Origin of the sequence: uncultured Maribacter sp. (genome assembly GCF_963975365.1) — a bacterium.
Taxonomy (GTDB): domain Bacteria; phylum Bacteroidota; class Bacteroidia; order Flavobacteriales; family Flavobacteriaceae; genus Maribacter.
The window spans coordinates 93,393-114,220 of the sequence record NZ_CAXBGF010000015.1 but is presented as its reverse complement, the minus strand read 5'-3'; the positions used below and the strand labels follow the sequence as shown (position 1 = coordinate 114,220).

Genomic DNA, 20,828 nt, shown 5'->3' with positions numbered 1-20,828 from the left:
TTTTACAAAAATAACAAGTATTTTTAAATTATGAGTGCTTGCGGACAATCAGATTTTTTTTAAAAGGAAGAGTTGTAGCCTAATATTTTTTGGCTTTTTAATAAAGTTTTTATGAACTAACGGTTGTTTTCTTTAAGTACGCCAAAAAAAAGAATTCAACTATCTACTTCTTTTATTACTTCAACAATTACGCAATTAACTTTTGTGCAATTCAAATATTCGGTGGCCTATAAATATAAAATATAATGATTTAGTTCGGTAAAATTAGCTTTTTTTTCAATCTATTATTTATATTTTTTTGTTAACAGTATTAACCATTCCAAAAAATGGTTTAACCATAACTTTTTGAATAAAGTTGATTATTATAAATAGCCTAAAATTGGAATAACCAAGTGAATAGCTATTACGTTTAAAAATTCACTGTTCTATATTAAAAGACTATTTTTAGACCCCAACTTGGCAAAATTTGAAAAAATTAGAACGTAGTTTATCCTTAATCTCGGTTATTGCCATTAGCATAGGTGGTATGCTGGGGAGTGGTATTTTTGTACTTCCAGGACTTGCCGCGGCTAAAACAGGATCTTCAGTATGGTTGGCTTACTTACTGGCCGCTATTTGTATCTTACCGGCTGCATTATCCAAATCTGAATTGGCAACGGCTATGCCATCGTCCGGAGGTACCTATGTATACATAGAAAGAGCGTTCGGGCCACTTTTTGGTACTATCGCGGGTATAGGTCTTTGGTTGTCGCTTTTGCTTAAAAGTGCCTTTGCACTAGTAGGTTTTGGTGCTTATTTAACTGTCCTGGTGAATATAGAAGCTGGGTTTACAAAATATGTAGCCCTTATTTTTTTAATTGCCATTCTTTTCTTAAATATTCTAGGTGTTAAAAAGGTAGGCAAAGTGCAGATTGTAATTGTTTCTATAAGTCTTATTACCCTTGCCCTGATTTTAATTTTTGGACTCCCTAAAACTTCTACAAAACTTTTGGATCCTTTTTTATTGAATGGTAACATAGGGCTTTTTAGCACAGTTGCTTTTGTATATATTTCCTATGCTGGAGTTACCAAAGTAGCCGCCATTGCCGGTGAAATTAAAAACCCTAGTAAAAATTTGCCAAGGGCCATGATTTTGTCCTTATTTATAATGACTTCGATTTATGTATTCGTTGCCTTTGTTCTGGTCGGTAACCTACCCATGGCCAACTTAAAGACCGATATAAAACCCATTTATACGATTGCAAATTTATTGGGAGGTAGTATAGTTGGCTATTTAGCCGCTTTTGTTGGGATCATTACATTAATTTCCATGGCAAATTCAGGAGTTTTGGCCGCTTCTAGATTTCCTTTTGCCATGGCAAGGGACCAGTTATTGCCAGACTTCATGGCCAAAATACATTCTAAATATTTAACTCCAGTTGTTACTATTGCAATGACTTGCCTAGCAATGGCTTTGGTAATTTTATTTTTGGATGTGGAAAAAATAGCAAAATTGGCAAGCGCCTTTATGGTTATGATGTTTATTTTGGTAAATGCATGTGTAATCGTTTTACGGGAAACATCTGCGCAATGGTATGCACCGCCTTATAAATCTCCGCTTTATCCTTTTGTTCAGTTGTTCGGAATTTTTAGTGGCGTAGGGCTTTTGATTCTTTTAGGGCTAGGGCCCTTATTGGCCATTATCGCTATTTTAATAATAGGGTTTCTTATTTATTTTTATTTTGGAAAGAACGCCACAAGAACCGGAATATTAAGAAAATATGGACATAGACCTGCACTTTATCTTTTTTATAGGCGAAAGCAAAAAGGGCAGATTACCTATAGGAACAATCAGTCTGGTATTATGCAGAACTTGGATGGTAAATTGGCCTCAGATGCTGGGGTTGTAGTACCTTTACTGGGCAATGAACAATCACCAGAAATGTTGATAGAAATTGCAGCGGCCATCAATAAGCGGGATAAAATACAAGCGGTAAATATAACGGAGGTACCCAACCAAACCTTTTTAGATGCCATGGTAGAGGAAAACCCTAAAATAGTTTCCTTGGAAAGGCGTATTTCACAATTGGCGATTACAAGAAACCTGAAGATAGATTTTGAAGCCGCCGTAACCCATGAAATTTCTGACACTATTCATGAATTAAGTGATCAGACAAATTGTGATTGGTTAGTTATGGGCTGGAACGGTCGCGCTCACAGTGGCATTTTAGTTAGCAATCCGATAGGTTGGTTGCTTACGCATATAAATTCAGATTTTGCACTTTTTAAGGATGTTGGTGTTAGACATATTGGCAAAGTGTTGTTGGCATTACGACCTGGTAGAAAGGACAAAAATTTTATTGCCGTTGCAGACCGTATATGCGCATTTTACAATGCCTCATTAACCCTTTTACATGTTGTTCCAGAACATTCTTCGAATGATGAGATAGAGGATTTGCAAGAGAATTCCAAGAAGTTATTATTAAAGGTGCCTGTTACTTCTACGGTTTTAATCCAAAGAAGTAATGATACAATTGGGGCTATTTCTAAAATTTCGGCTAGTTATGACCTTCTTATTTTGGGAACTCCCCAAAAAGATAATTGGCTAAGTATCTTATTTGGTACAGGCAAAGATATGTATACTGAAAAAAGCGCATGTTCCGTATTACGTCTTACCATGAAGGACCATTGATTTAACAAAAAGCGTATTTTAGCAGCGGTTAACTTTTTTAATTTCACCTAAATTCCTCTATGATAGAACTGGCAGGCATTATTATTCTTGGAATTATTGCACAGTGGGTGGCATGGCGTTTTAAATTACCTGCTATTCTACCCTTAATTTTAATAGGTCTTTTGGTAGGGCCTATATCAACGCTATATACAGAAGATGGCTCCAAAATAATAGAGCCCATTTGGAACGGCACAAAAGGACTTTTCCCAGGAGAGAGTTTATATTATTTTGTTTCTCTTGCGATAAGTATTATACTCTTTGAAGGTGGACTAACCCTTAAGCGTTCTGAGATTAAAAGTATTGGCCCGGTAATTACTAAATTAATTACTTTAGGAAGTGTTACTACGTTTTTTGGGGCGGCTTTAGCAGCATATTTTCTATTCGGTATTTCATGGCAGTTGTGTTTTTTATTCTCTGCTTTAATTATTGTAACGGGCCCAACGGTTATTACTCCAATTCTGAGAAATATTCCGCTTAAAAAAGATGTGTCTGCAATTTTGAAATGGGAAGGGATTCTAATCGATCCTATCGGGGCATTAGCAGCTGTTTTGGTTTATGAGTTTATTAGTGTAGGCGAAGGTGAGGCATATACCATGACGGCATTAGTGGAGTTCGGTAAAATCTTATTATTCGGTTTTACGTTTGGTTTTACATTTGCGCATGCACTTACTTTTTTGATTAAGAAGAGCTTTATACCGCATTATTTACTTAATGTTGTCACACTTTCTGTAGTATTGGGCGTTTTCGTAATGTCCGATGTTTTTGCCCATGAATCGGGTTTATTGGCAGTAGTGGTTATGGGGATGGTTATGGGAAATACAAATTTGCCAAATATCAAAGAGTTGCTTTATTTTAAGGAATCTTTGAGTATTCTTCTAATTTCGATATTGTTCATATTACTTGCAGCCAATATAAATATTGTAGACCTTGAATTAATTTATACATGGAAAACCTTGGGCTTATTCTTGTCCATAGTGTTATTAATTAGGCCGCTTGGTGTTTTCTTAAGTTCAATAGGGTCTAATTTAAAACTTAACGAAAAGCTATTCATAAGCTGGGTTGGTCCCAGAGGTATTGTTGCAGCAGGTATTGCCTCTCTTTTTGGATCAAAATTATTATCACGAGGAGAGCCAGGTGCAGAGTACATTACGCCTTTGGTTTTTATGATTGTTTTAGGTACAGTTCTATTGAATGCCACAACTGCTCGATTGTTTGCAAAATTAATTGGGGTTTTTCTTAAAAAATCAGAAGGCATATTGATTTTAGGAGCATCAAAAGCATCGAGGTTAATAGGCGCATATTTACATCAGAATGATAGGCATGTTGTATTAATAGACAATAATCAATCAAACATTGATAAGGCTAATAAATTAGGATTGGAAGCAATTTCTGCCAATATTTATTCGGATAGTTTAACAGATAATATAGAGCTTAACGATATTGGTTATATGATGGCTCTTACAGGTAATTCTGACATCAATAAATACGCTATCAATAAATTTCAAGATATATTTGGTGAAAACGGTTCGTTTAGGTTGGTAGATGCCGATGAAATGGCCGATCCGGAGAACAATCCAAAAGAGGGGCTATTTTCTCATACAGATGATTTTATTAAACTAACGGAAGCAGCTAGAAAATTTCCTGCGATACATGAAATTGAACTTCATGACACAGAACATTACAAAGGGTTGATAGAAATTACCAAGGCCGACGCTGATATTGTACCTTTATTCCTTAAAGATCTTGAAGGGAATATAGAGATAATTACAGCCTTCAGCAAAGATTTTACAGATATCAAGGTGGGCTATAAATTAGTATATTTGGGCAAAATATTTCCGTCTGAAAGACAAGAAAAAGAGGTCGTAAAAAAAACCTCTTAGTCGTTCAGTTTAAGTACGGCCATAAAAGCTTCTTGTGGAATTTCCACATTACCAACTTGGCGCATTCTCTTCTTACCTTTTTTCTGTTTTTCCAATAGCTTACGCTTACGAGATATATCACCACCATAACATTTTGCGGTTACATCTTTTCGTAATGCTTTAATAGTTTCTCTGGAAATAATTTTAGACCCAATGGCTGCCTGTATTGGAATATCAAATTGCTGTCTTGGGATAAGTTCCTTTAACTTTTCGCACATCTTTTTACCAATAGTGGTGGCATTATCAAAATGGATAAGCGCAGAAAGTGCATCTACCGGTTGGGCATTTAATAAAATATCTACACGCACCAACTTAGATGGACGCATACCAATAGGGGTATAATCAAAAGAAGCATATCCTTTGGACACAGTTTTTAATCGATCATAGAAGTCAAAAACGATTTCAGCCAAAGGCATATCAAAATTAAGCTCTACACGTTCTGTGGTCAGATAGGTTTGGTTGGTAATAAGTCCTCTCTTTTCAATACAAAGAGACATTACATTACCCACAAAATCCGATTTTGTTATTATTGTTGCCTTAATATAAGGCTCCTCTACACGGTCTATGGTAGAAGGATCAGGTAAATCACTAGGATTGTTTACGATCATGGGAACATCAGGATCCTTTCTGGTAAAGGCATGGTAACTTACGTTGGGAACGGTAGTTATCACCGTCATATCAAATTCACGCTCTAAACGTTCTTGAATGATTTCCATGTGAAGCATTCCTAAGAATCCACAACGGAAACCAAAACCTAGCGCAGCACTACTTTCAGCAGCGAATACTAAAGAGGCATCGTTTAATTGCAATTTTTCCATTGAAGACCTTAATTCTTCAAAATCTTCGGTGTCTACAGGGTAAATACCAGCAAATACCATTGGCTTTACATCTTCAAAACCTGCAATAGGGTTCTTTGTTGGATGAGCAGAATCGGTAATCGTATCTCCAACTTTTACTTCACGTGCATCTTTAATACCCGTAATCAAATATCCTACATCACCTGCTTTTATTTCTTTCTTAGGATGTTGTATAAGCTTAAGCGTACCAACCTCATCTGCATAATAGCTTTTATCCGTAGCTACGAATTTTATCTTTTGTCCTTTTTTAATAGAGCCATTTACCACTCTAAAATAGGTTTCTACTCCCCTAAAAGGATTGTAAACAGAGTCAAAAACCAAGGCTTGTAATGATTCATCAGGGTTTCCTTTTGGGGCAGGAATTCGCTCAATAATAGCACTTAAAATTTCTTCAATACCAATACCGGTCTTTGCACTTGCGGGTATTACCTCTTCTGCTTTACAGCCTAATAGATCAACGATATCATCGGTAACTTCTTCTGGGTTGGCGCTTGGTAAGTCAACCTTGTTTAAAACAGGTATAATTTCAAGGTCATTCTCTAAAGCCAAGTAAAGGTTAGAAATGGTTTGGGCTTGTATACTTTGTGCCGCATCTACTACCAATAACGCACCTTCACAGGCCGCAATAGACCTAGAAACTTCATATGAGAAATCTACGTGACCAGGAGTGTCAATAAGGTTTAGAATATATTGTTCACCCTTATAGGTGTAATCCATCTGTATGGCATGACTTTTTATAGTAATACCACGCTCTCTTTCAAGGTCCATGCTATCTAATAATTGCTCCTTTTTCTCTCGATCGGTAACCGAGCCGGTAAACTCTAATAGTCGGTCGGCCAAGGTGCTTTTACCATGGTCAATATGTGCAATAATGCAGAAATTTCTAATGTTTTTCATAGCGGTAATAGTAATAATAGTGGCAGTTTTAAACCAAGAATAGTACCCGGCTTTAAAGAGCAATTGCAAATATAATCTAATTTATAGCGCTAAGCTTGAGTGTAATCGCCAATTTATAGATGCTGCCTTTTCTTTGGATTACATAATTTGTAAAGGATTACAACGTTTTTTTAATTAGATTTGAAATTCAACCCAAGTTACTATTGAAACTATTATTTGCGATTTTAATCTTTACCATAGGTATATCTGATTGTGCGCTTAGTCAAACCTATGAATTAGAAGGTGAGGTTAAAGATCAATTTCAAGAACCTGTTGCATTTGCTTCTGTTTTTCTTTTGAATGTTACAGATTCTACCTTGGTTAAGGGAACATCAGCCGATGAGAACGGAATTTTTTCTATTACAAACATCTCTGAAGGACTCTATTTTTTAAAGGCATCTTACGTGGGGCAGATGTCAAATAATCTAGCGTTAGAGATTATAAAAGACACAAAAATTGGAGCTTTAATTATAGAACAGCAGGCAGAGGAGCTTAATGAGGTTACCGTAACTAGCAACAGACCTGTAGTAGAACGCAAGGTAGATCGTATTGTTTTTAACGTGGAAAATACCGTGATTTCACAAAACAGTTCATGGGATATTTTAAGTCAAACACCTGGGGTAATTGTAATGAACGATGAACTAAAGGTTCGTAATCGTGCTACTACTGTTTATGTTAACAACCGTAAAGTACAATTGTCATCAGAAGAGGTTAGAAATCTTTTAGAGAATTATCAAGGAGAAAATATAAAATCGGTTGAGGTTATCTACAACCCTCCAGCAAGTTATGATGCCGAAGGAGGATCAATTTTAAATATCATTACCAGTAAAAATGTATCTCTTGGGTATAAGGGAAACATCAATGCAGGGTATACCCAAGGCGTTTTCCCAAAATATAATTTTGGCACTTCCCATTTTTATAAGACCGATAAACTTAATGTGAACGCTAGCTACAATTTTGCTCCAAAAAAGGAATTTAAGAATACACTGAGTACTACTAATTATAATAATGACACAGGCATCTTTTCAATATGGGATACTAATTTTGACCAAATCATTCGAAGCAATACGCATAGCGCGGGCCTTGTTATAGATTATGATTTCGATGACAACAATAGCCTTAGCCTAACTTCTAACGTACAACTACAGCCTAAAAGAGAGTCCGACTTTTTTCAGAATACCACCATTAAAAATGGTTTGGGTATTATAGATTCTACATTTACTACGGATAGCTACTTAAATGAAATAAAAAATAATATTTCTGGGGATCTAACCTATAAACATAAATTTAAGGAAAGTGGAAATCTAAATTTAAATGCCCACTACACATACTTTGACCTTGATAGATCGCAAGATGTGAATTCTAATTACTTCTTGCCCAATGGTTCATTTATTCGTGATTTTAATTTTTCAACCAATGCAAATCAACAAATAGAAATTAAAACAGTTCAATTAGATTATAATGATAATTTGGGAAGCGTTTTTTTTGAAACAGGAGTTAAAGGGTCATTTATCAATTCTGAAAGTAGCTTAGACTATATTCTTCGAAATAATGGACCAGAATTTATACCGAACTTATCTGATGATTATATCTACGATGAAAATGTATTAGCGGCGTTCTTAAGTTTTTCAAAAGATTGGGAAAAATGGAGCTTAAAAACGGGGTTACGAGCAGAGCAGACAGAAAGTTCAGGTATTTCAGAAAATAGTTCTACTATCAACAACCTAAACTATTTTGAACTGTTTCCCTCATTGTATTTACTCCGCAATATTAATGAACACCATAGCTTTTCTATAGATTATTCTAGAAAATTAAAAAGACCTAGATATGATGATTTAAATCCGTTTAGAACGTATATAAATGAACGAACCTTTGAAGAGGGTAACCCAAACCTAACTCCTAGCTTCAGTCATAATTTTAATTTGAATTATACGCTTAATCAAGAATATTTTTTTGATTTCTATTATAGAGATAATGGTAGTTATATTTCCACACTTACATTTCAAGACAATGAAAATTTAGTTTTAAGGGATATTACCCAAAACGTACTTGCAAGTACTTCCTTTGGTCTTGATTTTACTTACGGTAAGTCTATCACTAATAACTGGTACTTGTATAGTTATATTTCACTTTTTCATGAAGATGAAACTTTTATTGCCTTAGAAAGTGATGCCTTTTCTTTTAAGAATGAATTCAACGGTGCTTATGTCGATTTAACTAATTATGTAACTCTTTCTAATGACGGTACTTTTAAAGGAGAATTGGGCTTTGTTTATATGTCAGGCTATTTACAGGGGTCTTATATTCAAGAACAATCTACCAATTTAACATTGGGACTGAGAAAGTCGTTTATGAAGAACAGGGCCGTGGTTAGTGTAAGCGCAAATGATCTTTTAGGAAAATACAATACCTATGTTTCTTCTAAGTATTTAAATCAAGACAACCGTTATTTAGCTGCACCGGAAACGCAATACGTGAAGTTTGGGTTCACGTATAATTTTGGGAATTTTAGGCTAGAGGATAATCAAAGAAGTGTTGAAAAAACAGAGCGGGAGCGGTTAGATAACTAGTTAAAATAAGTTAGAATTTTTTCCTGTTAAAATTTAAACGTTTACGTAAGATATTTCCGAATAACTTGCCTATTTTTAGTTCCTACAACCAACTAAATGATTAATAATTTCTTTGCCACCTTGCTTTTTAGCTTGATAGCTTCTCTTGTGTATTCTCAAGAATTTGAACTTACAGGTTTGGTCTTAGATGAAAACAAAAAGCCAATGGTATTGGTAAATGTTCTTTTATTGACTCAAGAAGGCGATTTTATAAAAGGCACCGTATCCAATGATAATGGTTTTTATCAATTTTCGGCTATTAAAGAAGGTACATATCGGATAATTGCTAGCTACATAGAAAACACCATAGAAAGTCCTTTAATTCAATTGACCAAAGATATAAATATTGAAACCCTTGTTTTAAATAGTGCGCAGCAATTAGACGAGGTTGTGGTTACGCAAAGGAAACCAGTATTAGAAAATATGGCAGACCGCCATGTATTTAATATTGAGAATACCGCCCTTTCTGATAATGATATCTGGAGTGTACTAAAGAGAACACCAGGTGTTATGGTTATGAATAATAAATTGTTGGTTAACGGTAGTTCGAATGTGAATATCATGATCAATGGTAAACGAATTAATTTGCCAGAAGAAGATATTATGAATTTGCTTTCTGGCAACTCGGCGGGTAATGTTGAATCTATAGAAGTAATTACTAGTCCACCAGCAAAATACAGTGCCGAAGGCGGATTATTGATTAATATTATAATGAAGAGAAATTTGGTCTCAGGCTATAATGGTTCAGTATTCAACCGATATACCCAGGGCGTTTTACCCAAACACACGTTGGGTATGGATCATTTCTTTAAAAGTAAGAAGTTGGATTTCTCTACGAATTATAGTTTTGGCCATAATAGAGATTGGACGAGATATACAGACATCACCAATTTTTTTGAAAATAAGCAAGCGAGTGAAACTTGGACGGCAGAACAGAAATCTATTTCCAAGGGAAAAAGTCATACCCTAAACCTGTTTCTAGATGTGCAATTAGATGAAAAGAATACCATAAGTCTAACATCAAACAACAGCTACTCTCCAAATGTCATTACTAATTATACATCAGAAACTGAAATAGAAGATACGAATGGAGCCACTACAGCACTTTTAACAGGCTTTAATATTTCTAACAAAGATGTTTTAAATACAGCTTATTATTTAGATTGGGTACATAAATTAAACAAAAAGGGAGCAGCGCTTTCTTTCAATACCCATTTCACGTATTATGATTACAAAATAAATCAAGAATTGAATAATAATTTTTTAGAAGGTGAATCTGAGTTTATTGTGGAAGATACCTTTAATATTATGTCAAATCAAATCATAAATCTATATAGTGCACAAACCGATCTTACACAACCTCTCGGGGAACATTCGACGATGGAGACAGGGTTAAGGTATGCCTCAATTAATTCTGAGGCAAGCATAGTTCAATCTGGTTTTGATCAAAATATTGAAGGAATAGGTTTAACGGAATCAGGAATTTTTAATTACGATGAAAAAATTTATGCAGGGTATGTTAGTTTTAATAACAGCTGGGAAAATTGGAAATTGAACGTAGGCTTAAGAGCAGAATATACAGATACCAAGGGTGAATTAAATACTGGATCAGAAGCAAAAACCAATTCATATATGAACTGGTTTCCGACAATGGCCTTATCTTATACAATCGATAAGAATGCGTTTTATTTAAAGTCGTATAGAAGAATCACAAGACCTAGATATAATACTATAAATCCGTTTCAATATTATTTATCGGCAAATTCTATAATAGAAGGCAACCCAAATTTGAAGCCAGCATATAGAGATTATGTTCAGTTCGATTATGTTTATGATAAAGCGTATAAGTTAGTGTTGTTTGCAGGAAAAAAATATAATGAACAATCACAACAAGTGTTTCAAGATAATACTACAAATATCATACGCACACAGTACATTAATCTAGAATCGAATAATTACTATGGTGCAGATGTGAGCGTTTCCAAAGATATTACCTCTTTTTGGAATTTATTTTTATTGATCAGTCATTATTATGATAAGGATAGCTTCACAGATTTAAACACCAATACCATTGTAGAAAACGCTATTTGGACCACGCATACCCGAACCACCAATAGTTTTACCTTTTTAAGTGACAGATCGCTATATGCAGATTTGACCTACATTCATTTTTCACCACGTATTAGTGGAAATACTAGATATTCTTCTTTTGGCAAAATGGGCTTATCCTTACGCAAAACAATATGGGGCAAAGCCGCGAGTATTTCTTTGGCAGTAGAGGATATGTTTAATGATGGGGGTATATATGGAACAAGAAACTATCTTGACCAGAGTAACAGTACATATTCTAGATGGGAGAATAGATTATTCATTGCCGGTTTCAGGTACAAATTCGGCAACACCAAAATAAGGGATAATTACAAAAGGAAAAATACCGAAGAAGGCAGACGTTTGTAGTATTATTTTAAGACATCATGGTGCTACAAACACCCAGACTTACCAAGAGGTAGACACCTGCTAAAATCATATCATTTCATTTTGTAGTTCTTTCGATCGCTCAATCTTATCATCCCTATAAAAAAGGGTCATGGTTTTAAAAGGGTTTATTTTATAATCTTTATTCACAATATGAACACATAATTTTTTTATGGCGAGTACATCAAAATTATGGGTATCTATAAATTGCATGATGATGATTCTAAATAAGTTATCGTAGCCTAATTCTGGGGCATCGATTTCAGGTAAACAGCACTAATGCTTTTAAGGTTTTCAGAGGCTTTTTCAACAGAATTCCCTGTGCTAAAGAGCTCGGACATTTTACCATGCAATTGCTCATAAATGATCGTATTTTTTCCATCGTTCAATAAATCATCAGGATTAATGAAACGTGTTTAAGCATCTACTTCATCTTCCATTTTACACCAAACACAATGGGTTCAAATGGCAGGCGGACAATAAGCAGATACAATTTATGATGTCAATCAAAGCGCGGTCGAAGACCAGGTAGTTGTACTAATTTACATTCTTTCTAGAAACAAACATTTAATCGTCCAGAAAGGGGCTCAAAACCATTAAGTTTATCTAAATAGCCTAATAATGACCTTCTCGTATTTTTATATAACTTTGCATCCCAAAATTAAATAGACAGTGCCTAAAATAGGAGACATACAACTGCCTGATTTTCCATTGCTTTTAGCACCTATGGAAGATGTAAGCGACCCGCCTTTTCGTGCCCTTTGTAAAGAGCAGGGAGCCGATGTGGTTTATACCGAATTCATATCTTCTGAAGGATTGATTCGTGATGCTGCAAAAAGCGTTATGAAGCTAGATATCTATGAGAAAGAACGCCCAGTAGGTATTCAGATTTTCGGCGCTAATTTAGAAAGTATGTTGCAATCTGTAGAGATTGTAGAAAAATCGAAGCCAGATATTATTGATATCAATTTTGGCTGCCCGGTAAAAAAAGTAGTTTCACGAGGAGCGGGTGCCGGTATTCTAAAAGATATTGACTTGATGGTCTCTTTGACCAAAGCTATGGTCGAGCATAGTAATCTGCCCATCACGGTAAAAACCAGATTAGGTTGGGACGATGATTCAATTAAAATTGTTGAGGTTGCAGAACGCCTGCAAGATGTTGGATGCAAAGCAATATCCATTCATGGGCGCACAAGGGCACAAATGTATAAGGGCAATGCCAATTGGGACCCTATTAGAGAAGTGAAGAACAACCCAAGAATGCACATCCCTGTATTTGGTAATGGTGATGTTGACACACCCGAAGCAGCATTAAAAATGCGCGATGAATTCGGCTTGGATGGTGCTATGATTGGCCGTGCCAGTATTGGTTATCCATGGATATTTAGAGAAATAAAACACTTTTTTGAAACCGGAACGCATTTAGCTCCGCCTACCATGGAAGAGCGCGTTGATGCCGCCCGTCGTCATTTACAAATGTCGATTGATTGGAAAGGTGAAATTTTGGGTGTTTTCGAGACACGAAGACATTACACCAATTACTTTAAAGGCATACCTAATTTTAAGGAACATCGCATGAAAATGGTTACTAGCGATGATTCTGCATCGGTTTTTGCAGCCTTTGATGAGGTGATGGAAAAGTTTGGAGATTACGAGTTTAATTTAATCTAAGCCTCAATTAATTTTTTATTGATTCGGCTACTGGCAATTTTAGATGCGATAATACCCAACACAAGTATGGTTGCAAGTACAATGGTAATATTGATGAACTCAAACTTTACAGGGTAGGCTAGAGACGGGGTTATTCTCAACCAGCCGAATGCAAGTTGCGACCATACGATTAGGACCCCAATAAGCACACCGATTAATCCGCCAAAACCAGTAACCAAAACTCCTTGTAAAAAGTAAATACGTTGTAATTCTTTGATGGTCGTACCTAGGCTGTAAAGGGTTTTAGAATTCTGTTGCTTGTCTAAAATCATCATAATAATTGCACCTACTACATTAAAAAGGGCAATAATAAGCACAAGGGTAAATATGAGGTATGTAGCAACGTTTTCGGTGTTCAGCATTTTGTATAAGGTACTGTTTAGCTGCTGACGGTTCTTTAGTTCAATACCAGAACCTAAAATAGCCTGAATTTCTGAACGAACCGAACTAGGTTCGACGCCATCATCCGTTTTAAAATTGATACCGGATACCTCCAAGGAGTCTTTTTCTAACAAAGCCTGAGTCAATCGTAAATCGGCAAATACATATTTGTTATCCAAATCAGCTTCCACGCCATATACATCACTTACAACAACGGGTAATTGGTTATATAGAGATGAAATACTTTGTTGCGATATAGAACCCTTACCTGGCTTAAAAGCATAAATCTGCAACGGACTTAGAAATTCATTAACGGTTAGCCCTAAAATGTTTGTGATACCTGCGCCGACAACGACTTGCGATTCATTTATAATCCAATTCCCATAGAAAAGAACACTATCTACTCCGGTAACTTTTCTATAATTACTATCTATACCTTTTATGTAGGCAATATGATTTTTACCCTTGTGTTCTAAAGAAACCTTTTCCTCTAGTTCTTTAGAGTAAAAGGCGAGACCTTCTATGTTATGTAAACGTTCTTCTTGTTCGGGAGATAAGGTAAAAGTTTTCCCGGCAACGGGAAGCGCTTTTAATTGTGGGTCAAAAGATTCGGTAAACGATAGGCTAAAGGTTTTTAATCCGGCGAAGGCCGAAAGCACAATAAACAATGCGGCAGAACCGATAACAATAACTAAAAAGGTAATAAAATTAATGATGTTGACCGCGTTCTGGGTACTTTTTGAACGTACATACCTTTTGGCGATATAGAGAGTAAAATTCAAACGATCAGGACTTTTTGCGCTTAGGTAGCAGATCTCTGTTCTCGATAGGATTTTCTTCGCGTTTTAAAGACTTTTCAATATTCTCGATATAATCTAACGAATCGTCTAAATAGAATAATAATTCTGGTACCCTACGTAACTGGTTTCTGGTACGCTGCGAAAGTTCGTGTTTAATTAAGGGTTGGTTCGATTTAATACCCTCCATTAATTCAGCTGCTTTATCGTTCGGAAAAATACTTAGATAAATTTTCGCGATAGATAAATCTGTAGTCACTGCAACCTTAGATACTGAGATTAGGGTATTACGTAGCCCGCCATCAATGGCAGCTTTTTGTAGAATATCTACAATATCTTTTTGAATAACCCCAGCTATTTTACGTTGTCTTTGCGTTTCCATACTGCAAAAATACATATTAAAATGTATCTTAACCCTTATGTGATGCATACTGAAGCAAATAAGACATGAAAAAGATTGAACATTTAGGTATTGCAGTGAAGAACATGGAAGATTCCAATTCACTTTTTGAGAAATTATTGGGTGTGTCCCCTTATAAACAGGAAGAAGTTGCTTCGGAAGGGGTAAACACATCTTTCTTTAAAAGCGGACCAAATAAGATTGAATTATTGGCATCAACCAGCCCAGACGGACCAATCGCCAAATTTTTGGAAAAGAAAGGTGAAGGCATACATCATGTAGCTTTTGAGGTCGATGATATTGTTGAGGAAATGGCACGTTTAAAGAGAGAAGGTTTTATGTTGTTGAATGAAAAGCCGAAAAAAGGAGCGGATAATAAATGGGTTGTCTTTGTACATCCCAAGAGTGCTAATGGTGTGTTGATAGAGTTGTGTCAAGAAATCGATAAGTAGCTGTTATTTTGTTTGTGTCGATTAAAAATAAGTGGTAATATTGCATCCGCAATTCGCGGGTTTTGTATCTGGTTTGAGCGCCAGTCTCTATCGATTTTAATCGAAATAAGAGTTTACAAAGCTGAAAATATTGAATTATAACCGGTCCTATAGCTCAGCTGGTTAGAGCACCTGACTCATAATCAGGTGGTCCCTGGTTCGAGTCCAGGTGGGACCACTTTTTAAGAAATCCAGTCTATTAAATTAGGTTGGATTTTTTCGTTTAATGCAATGAGGAAGCACCGTCAAAGTGAACCACTGAAAACGGATTTTTTTGAACCACTTAAAAAATCGTTTCAGACTATGCTATAAAAGGGTTTGAAATAAATATTGCTATGCTCACTTTAATCCGGCGGGGGTGGTATACTATGTCTGTCCTTTCCAACTAAAGGATAATTACATAAATAAAACATTTAATAAGGATAAAGTGCCCACTATCAAACAAGTGCAGAGGAGAATTACCAACGCAAACCGTATTATTCTTTCCTTAGAATTCATATTTAAATAGTTATCATTAGAGTTAAGGTTTTGATGATTTTTGAATATGGGAAAAAGCGCGATTGTTTTTTGAACCAGTAATTCCTTGAACATCAAAACAAATTAATTGTCTGTCTGTAAAAATAATTTTATCTCTTGTATGCGTATGTGCGCTTAATATTTTTTCATCACTTCTTAAAAAATCACCAAACTTGCTCTGAGCTACATCAACTGGCAACAACTGGGTTACACTAAAAGATACAATCAGATCCATATTTAAAGTTAAAAATGAAAAATCTTACTTTTTTAATTATCAAAAAAAACTCATGAAGCTCAATTCGACTTCCATATTTAAATTGAATTACGTTATTGGCAGCCTTTAAAAAGATGCTTTAAGGTCTTTAAGAATTATTCTTTGTTTATCTGTACTAACGTTTAATTAAGCCCGTAACACCGGAATGCAATGAGAAGATGTTACGGGCTAGTTTTTTACTTGGCTACTTCCACCAAATGGTTAGTCCAATCCGTTGGTATTTCATTTAAAGTGTAAACTTTTAGTTCCTTATTCTCTATACTCGCAGTAGATTGTACTAAGGTTTCATTTAGGAATTCAGTATCTAACTTATACATCGCACCAGTTGCAGGGTCAATGATTAGCATTCCCAATACTCCGCCCAAAAGTAAGTTTCCAAAATACCATCCGTCAAGTTTGAATTCAACCGGAACAGTTTTGGTATCGTACCCATTTTTATTAAAAGATACTTGGTATCGTGCTTTTCCAAAAAATCCGCTCCCTGATTTGAGCTTTAGTGTTGCAGGTGTTTGTCCCGCGAAGATTTCAATACCTTTTTTGTCTTTAATAACAATCTTAGCTTCGCTAGGGGCACTGTTAATTGATATAGGATAACTGGCTTTACTTACAATAGAAGCACAACTTGAAAAAAGAATTGATGTTGCCATAAGAATAGCTGTCATTTTGAAGTAAGATTTTTTAATCATTTTAAAATATTTATTAATGTTTGCCTACTTCCATTTATAGTCCCTTTTCGGCTTATTCTGACTTTATTTTTTAGATTTTATTTTTATTTATAGACCTAACCTACGGAGTCAGATATTTCCCCCGATCACCTTCTCCAATAGGCTGGCCCAAAGTTATTTTCATAGATTTTTTGATTCATAATTCAAACCTAAGCTCTTAAAATAAAAACCCCTTACGGAAAACCGTAAGGGGAAAGAAAACTTTAATAAAATGAAAGATTAAATCAGTCCAAGGTCTTTAACTATTGCCACTAAATGAATGGCATTATGCGCATTGAATTGAATGCGTAATTTGTTCAGTCGTTTTTCAATACTACTTAAACTGGCCGGTACAATATGATTTTCTATATACAACGCACTAATTTCTTCTTGAGAAAGACCTTTGCTAAGATTGTCCAATAATGAAATATCATAATCATCTATTTCCAGTTCGTTGATACTGTTAAATGCACTAGATACTTCATTAGATAAAAAAGTAACGCCACTAAATACTTTGGTAATGGCAATAGTAAGGTTTTTGAGCCCGGACCTACTTTTACATACGTAAGCATCTATGCCATGTTTGTTGAAAAGATTCCGTACTGGTTGTAACCTATCTTCAACAGAATAGACGATAACCTTTAAAGTAGGAAACTCGCTTTTAAGTTTTTCGACCAACACTTCACCCGAAGGATATTTTTGGGAACGATGATCCGCTTTGAATGACAGGTCAGTGATTAGTAATTGGAAAGGTTCATTGTTCAATACGCCTTTTTTAATCTTTAAGTAGGCATCATCACAATATTGTACTTGTTTAATTTGGGTTACGCCTAGTTCGGTCAAAAGGGTATGCACACCTTTATTGATGTCTTCCATATCCTCTGCAATTAAAACTTTCTTAAACATGTACTATACTATTATGGTTGCCTTGAATCCGTCATTTTTCTTTGATTCAAAGCTAATGGTTCCATTTATTGATGCGATACGGGATTCCGTATTCTGTAATCCATTTTTTTTAAAAAGGTCACATCCTATGCCGTTATCACTATATTTTATCAAAATTTTGGAACCAACTTGAGTAAAAACAAGAGCAACAGAAGAAGCCTTACTATGTTTACGCATATTAGTCATTAATTCTTGTAAGACCCTGTAAATTGCGGTTTTCTTAATTTCCGAAACTTCTTTCCAATCTATTTTTGAGAGATTACGAGTTACAATGGTTACATTTTGGTTCTTATATCCCAGTAATAAATCGTTTAATTGTAGCGCGTAATCTTGATTAAGGTCAATAGCACTATTTTCCTTAGAAATATCCCTAGTTTTTGAATAGATCCTCTCCAAATCATCCAATACACCATCATCTATACTGGGATTATTTTCAAGCGATATCATTACCTTGTACATATCATTGGCCACTTCATCATGTACTTTTTTGGCAATTCTTGTTTCCGTTTTATAGACTTCTTCAATTTTTGCTTTTCTGTACCGATATCTAAATATAAAATAGGAAGCGATCAATGCCAGTAGAATAAACAAAGCCAAGAATTGATATATTAAACGTTTTCGGGACTCTACCTCTTGTAATAATTGGCTAGCCTGGGTTTTCTTTTGCTCCTCGGCTACATTATATTTTAAATAGGCATTCTTGTTTTCGGCAAGTTGTTTGACATTGTATGTACTATCTGCTAAACGCTTATATTCATTAATATAGGGGTTTTTGTCCAATCGCATAAAGAGTGAAAGTGCGTCGAGTTTAAGGGAACTGCTATTTATAGTATTGGCCAAATTCAAGGCATTCTGCGAATATGTTCTTGCTTGAGAGGTATCGTTTCTATCCAAATAATATGCTGCCAAATTGCTATTACTTGAATGCAGCCCGACCAAATAGTTTTTATTCTTTCTTATGTCCAATGCTTTTTTTAAGTTGCCCAATGCATCAGGGGAATCTGTTTTTGATTGTACATAGCCTAAATTATCCAGTACCAAGGCAATCTGTAAACTGTCTTGGGTCTTTAAACTTTTTTGATAAAGTATGGAATAGATATCAATGGCATTCTTATAATCGAGTTCATCTTTGAAGACATTTGCCTTATTATTAAGTATAATGATGCTATCCTTTGCTTTTTTTGCGATAGCCAAAGCCTTGTTAAAGGAATTTTGGGCGGCTGGGTGATTTCGTGAGGCTCTATATATTCGACCTAATTGATTATATAAGCCTACTCTGGCATTTATCAAGGTATCTTTGAAAGCCATGGCTTCAATAAGTTTTAGGGCTTCAACGATGTGATTTTCGCTATCATAATTATCACCTATTTTAAATTCTCCCATAGCCAATAGCCTTAAATTTCTAATAGCGTTAAGCGTATCCTTTTTATTTAAATCTTGTTGTTTCTTTTTAGAATAGAAATTTATTGCGGAGGGAAGATTTTCCGGCAATTCCGGAGCTGTTATCGCATTGTAATAATATAGCGAACTATCAATTTTTGTTTGGGCAAATGAAAAGGTCACTGTACATAGCACAAACATTAAGTTTATAGTATAAAAAAAGAGAAATGAAATTTTAATAGTTTTCATTCCTCTAATGTAAAAACAAATTAGTTATTAATTGTTTGGCGGTGGAGGTGGTGGAGGTGGTGGAATGTCTTCACCATCACTACAGCAGGCTTGTAGCTCAATTTCATCCTCTGTTAAATTTTCAGGATTACACGAAAAAAAAGCTGAATTGAGGATTACCGAAAATAAAATAATCAACATTTTAATCTAATTTTTTCAAATTCGTATAGTATTGGTCGAACCCACTCACTTGTTCGTCGAATTTGTTTTCGACTTTAGTGTTTTTAAAGTTATTTAATGGAATCAATAGTATTTGTAATTTTTAGCATTAACAATGGAGTAGGAATCTATTGGTTTAAAACCAACGAACCATTGGGATATCGGTAAGGCTTAATACAAGGAATACTCATGGAAATTTTCGAGACATTTTATAATGAAATAATTGGTTTTTTAGGGATTTCCAATGCCTTGGAAATTCTGCAAGCAGGAGATTACGGTAAGTTTAGAACTTATGATGGTGTGGTGTCACTAATCTATCCGATAATACCACTATTGTTAATTTTAGAATTGATATTGGGTCTAGTCTATAAAAAGCCAGACACCAAAGTATACAAGGTCAATTTTTTAATTTATGTGTTCAATAGGTTTGTTGGTAGGTTTATCGCCATTGCCATGGTAACTATATGCATTGGGCTATTTCAATCTTTTGCACCTTTTCAGACCAGCATGACTTGGTATTGGTTCATTTATGGATATATCATTTGGGAATTTGCCCATTTTCTATATCATTATTGGGGCCATAAAGTCCGCCTATTTTGGTGTCTTCATTCAACACATCATGCACCGGAGAATATGAATCTTTCGGTTACCCATGCACACTTTTTTTTAGAGGCGCCTTATGCAGATACCATACGCACTACCGTCTGTATTTTGTTCGGTGTACAACCAGAACTTTTGTTTTTGATTATGTTTATAGACGGTACCTACGGGGCTTTCATTCATATTGGCGAAAATCTTGTTAAAGATGCTCGATTTGGATTCTTGAACAAAATTATGCTTACACCATCGCACCATCGTGTTCATCATGCACGAAACCCATTATATATGGACACCAATTTCTGTAATCTACTCAACATATGGGATCATGCGTTTGGCACATATCAAGAAGAGAAAAAAGAAATTAAAATAGAATACGGCATTACTAGAGAAATGGATTCGGGTAATTTTATGGATGTCTATTTTGGAGAATTTGTTGCCCTTTTTAAAGATATAATGAGGGCTCCCGGAATAAAAAATAAAGTATTGTACCTTTTTATGCCACCAGGATGGAATCATACAGGGGACCATAAAACCTCTAAAATTACAAGAGCTGAGTTTTTTCGGAATAATCCCGCCTATAATGCATCTTCAAAAGTTGAGCAGCCTAACCCAATAGACGGTAATTCTGTAAAGTAAGGTTTATGAAAACCTCTTATTTTACTATTCGGTATTGGCTT

Annotated in this window: 16 protein-coding genes and 1 tRNA gene; 8 read left to right on the top strand and 9 right to left on the bottom strand. The window is 35.1% G+C overall.

The window, feature by feature from the left end:
• Positions 1–466: 466 nt before the first annotated feature.
• Both AACZ49_RS15560 and AACZ49_RS15555 read left to right on the top strand, forming a co-directional pair.
• Positions 467–2,671, top strand: coding sequence for an amino acid permease (locus tag AACZ49_RS15560; RefSeq protein ID WP_339656815.1), 2,205 nt, complete (start codon positions 467–469; stop codon positions 2,669–2,671).
• Positions 2,672–2,730: 59 nt separating this feature from the next.
• Positions 2,731–4,590, top strand: coding sequence for a sodium:proton antiporter (locus tag AACZ49_RS15555; protein WP_339656813.1), 1,860 nt, complete (start codon positions 2,731–2,733; stop codon positions 4,588–4,590).
• On the opposite strand, the gene lepA is transcribed toward AACZ49_RS15555, so the two are convergent.
• Positions 4,587–6,383 carry a translation elongation factor 4 gene (gene lepA / locus AACZ49_RS15550; RefSeq protein ID WP_339656811.1) on the bottom strand — a complete coding sequence of 599 codons (1,797 nt, stop codon included), beginning with the start codon at positions 6,381–6,383 and terminating at the stop codon, positions 4,587–4,589. The two genes, AACZ49_RS15555 and lepA, sit on opposite strands and share 4 nt — an antisense overlap.
• Positions 6,384–6,586: 203 nt before the next feature.
• Between lepA and AACZ49_RS15545 the strand changes: the two genes are divergently transcribed.
• Both AACZ49_RS15545 and AACZ49_RS15540 read left to right on the top strand, forming a co-directional pair.
• Entirely contained in the window at positions 6,587–8,992 is a 2,406-nt protein-coding gene (locus AACZ49_RS15545; protein WP_339656809.1) for an outer membrane beta-barrel family protein, read from the top strand.
• Between the two features lie 96 nt (positions 8,993–9,088).
• Positions 9,089–11,488, top strand: coding sequence for an outer membrane beta-barrel family protein (locus AACZ49_RS15540; protein WP_339656807.1), 2,400 nt, complete (start codon positions 9,089–9,091; stop codon positions 11,486–11,488).
• 260 nt (positions 11,489–11,748) lie between these two features.
• Here the strand turns inward: AACZ49_RS15540 and AACZ49_RS15535 are convergent, their stop codons facing one another.
• A complete protein-coding gene (locus tag AACZ49_RS15535) occupies positions 11,749–11,895 on the bottom strand; it encodes a hypothetical protein (RefSeq protein ID WP_339656805.1) in 147 nt (48 codons plus the stop codon).
• 283 nt (positions 11,896–12,178) lie between these two features.
• On the opposite strand from AACZ49_RS15535, the gene dusB reads away from it, so the two are divergent.
• Positions 12,179–13,177: a tRNA dihydrouridine synthase DusB gene (dusB, locus tag AACZ49_RS15530; RefSeq protein WP_339656803.1), complete on the top strand. Its 999-nt coding sequence runs from the start codon at positions 12,179–12,181 to the stop codon at positions 13,175–13,177.
• Here the strand turns inward: dusB and AACZ49_RS15525 are convergent.
• A complete protein-coding gene (locus AACZ49_RS15525; protein WP_339656800.1) occupies positions 13,174–14,379 on the bottom strand; it encodes an FtsX-like permease family protein in 1,206 nt (401 codons plus the stop codon). The genes dusB and AACZ49_RS15525 overlap by 4 nt on opposite strands.
• Positions 14,380–14,383: 4 nt before the next feature.
• On the bottom strand, positions 14,384–14,776 hold the full coding sequence (gene rbfA, locus AACZ49_RS15520; RefSeq protein ID WP_079511534.1) for a 30S ribosome-binding factor RbfA: 393 nt from the start codon (positions 14,774–14,776) through the stop codon (positions 14,384–14,386).
• 65 nt (positions 14,777–14,841) lie between these two features.
• Between rbfA and mce the strand changes: the two genes are divergently transcribed.
• On the top strand, positions 14,842–15,246 hold the full coding sequence (gene mce / locus AACZ49_RS15515; protein WP_339656797.1) for a methylmalonyl-CoA epimerase: 405 nt from the start codon (positions 14,842–14,844) through the stop codon (positions 15,244–15,246).
• Between the two features lie 143 nt (positions 15,247–15,389).
• Positions 15,390–15,463, top strand: a tRNA-Ile gene (locus AACZ49_RS15510).
• 342 nt (positions 15,464–15,805) lie between these two features.
• On the opposite strand, the gene AACZ49_RS15505 is transcribed toward AACZ49_RS15510, so the two are convergent.
• The 5 genes from AACZ49_RS15505 to AACZ49_RS15485 all read right to left on the bottom strand — a co-directional run bounded on the left by AACZ49_RS15505 (position 15,806) and on the right by AACZ49_RS15485 (position 19,533).
• The gene (locus AACZ49_RS15505) at positions 15,806–16,036 is read right to left on the bottom strand and encodes a PH domain-containing protein (protein WP_339656795.1); all 231 of its coding nucleotides are present in this window, start codon (positions 16,034–16,036) and stop codon (positions 15,806–15,808) included.
• A gap of 215 nt (positions 16,037–16,251) precedes the next feature.
• Complete coding sequence (locus AACZ49_RS15500) at positions 16,252–16,722, bottom strand: hypothetical protein (RefSeq protein ID WP_339656793.1); 471 nt, start codon at positions 16,720–16,722, stop codon at positions 16,252–16,254.
• A 297-nt stretch (positions 16,723–17,019) separates the two neighbouring features.
• A complete protein-coding gene (locus tag AACZ49_RS15495; protein WP_339656791.1) occupies positions 17,020–17,685 on the bottom strand; it encodes a response regulator in 666 nt (221 codons plus the stop codon).
• A 3-nt stretch (positions 17,686–17,688) separates the two neighbouring features.
• Positions 17,689–19,353, bottom strand: a complete 1,665-nt coding sequence (locus AACZ49_RS15490) for a tetratricopeptide repeat protein (protein WP_339656789.1) — start codon at positions 19,351–19,353, stop codon at positions 17,689–17,691.
• 27 nt (positions 19,354–19,380) lie between these two features.
• Positions 19,381–19,533, bottom strand: a complete 153-nt coding sequence (locus AACZ49_RS15485; RefSeq protein ID WP_339656787.1) for a hypothetical protein — start codon at positions 19,531–19,533, stop codon at positions 19,381–19,383.
• 207 nt (positions 19,534–19,740) lie between these two features.
• On the opposite strand from AACZ49_RS15485, the gene AACZ49_RS15480 reads away from it, so the two are divergent.
• Complete coding sequence (locus AACZ49_RS15480; protein WP_339656784.1) at positions 19,741–20,787, top strand: sterol desaturase family protein; 1,047 nt, start codon at positions 19,741–19,743, stop codon at positions 20,785–20,787.
• Positions 20,788–20,828: the final 41 nt, after the last annotated feature.

Bases quoted from the DNA above. Each gene is read 5' to 3' on its own strand.
- AACZ49_RS15555 (WP_339656813.1), top strand. From the start codon at position 2,731: ATGATAGAACTGGCAGGCATTATTATTCTTGGAATTATTGCACAGTGG.
- lepA (WP_339656811.1), bottom strand. From the start codon at position 6,383: ATGAAAAACATTAGAAATTTCTGCATTATTGCACATATTGACCATGGT.
- AACZ49_RS15540 (WP_339656807.1), top strand. From the start codon at position 9,089: ATGATTAATAATTTCTTTGCCACCTTGCTTTTTAGCTTGATAGCTTCT.
- rbfA (WP_079511534.1), bottom strand. From the start codon at position 14,776: ATGGAAACGCAAAGACAACGTAAAATAGCTGGGGTTATTCAAAAAGAT.
- mce (WP_339656797.1), top strand. From the start codon at position 14,842: ATGAAAAAGATTGAACATTTAGGTATTGCAGTGAAGAACATGGAAGAT.
- AACZ49_RS15505 (WP_339656795.1), bottom strand. From the start codon at position 16,036: ATGGATCTGATTGTATCTTTTAGTGTAACCCAGTTGTTGCCAGTTGAT.
- AACZ49_RS15500 (WP_339656793.1), bottom strand. From the start codon at position 16,722: ATGGCAACATCAATTCTTTTTTCAAGTTGTGCTTCTATTGTAAGTAAA.
- AACZ49_RS15495 (WP_339656791.1), bottom strand. From the start codon at position 17,685: ATGTTTAAGAAAGTTTTAATTGCAGAGGATATGGAAGACATCAATAAA.
- AACZ49_RS15490 (WP_339656789.1), bottom strand. From the start codon at position 19,353: ATGAAAACTATTAAAATTTCATTTCTCTTTTTTTATACTATAAACTTA.
- AACZ49_RS15485 (WP_339656787.1), bottom strand. From the start codon at position 19,533: ATGTTGATTATTTTATTTTCGGTAATCCTCAATTCAGCTTTTTTTTCG.
- AACZ49_RS15480 (WP_339656784.1), top strand. From the start codon at position 19,741: ATGGAAATTTTCGAGACATTTTATAATGAAATAATTGGTTTTTTAGGG.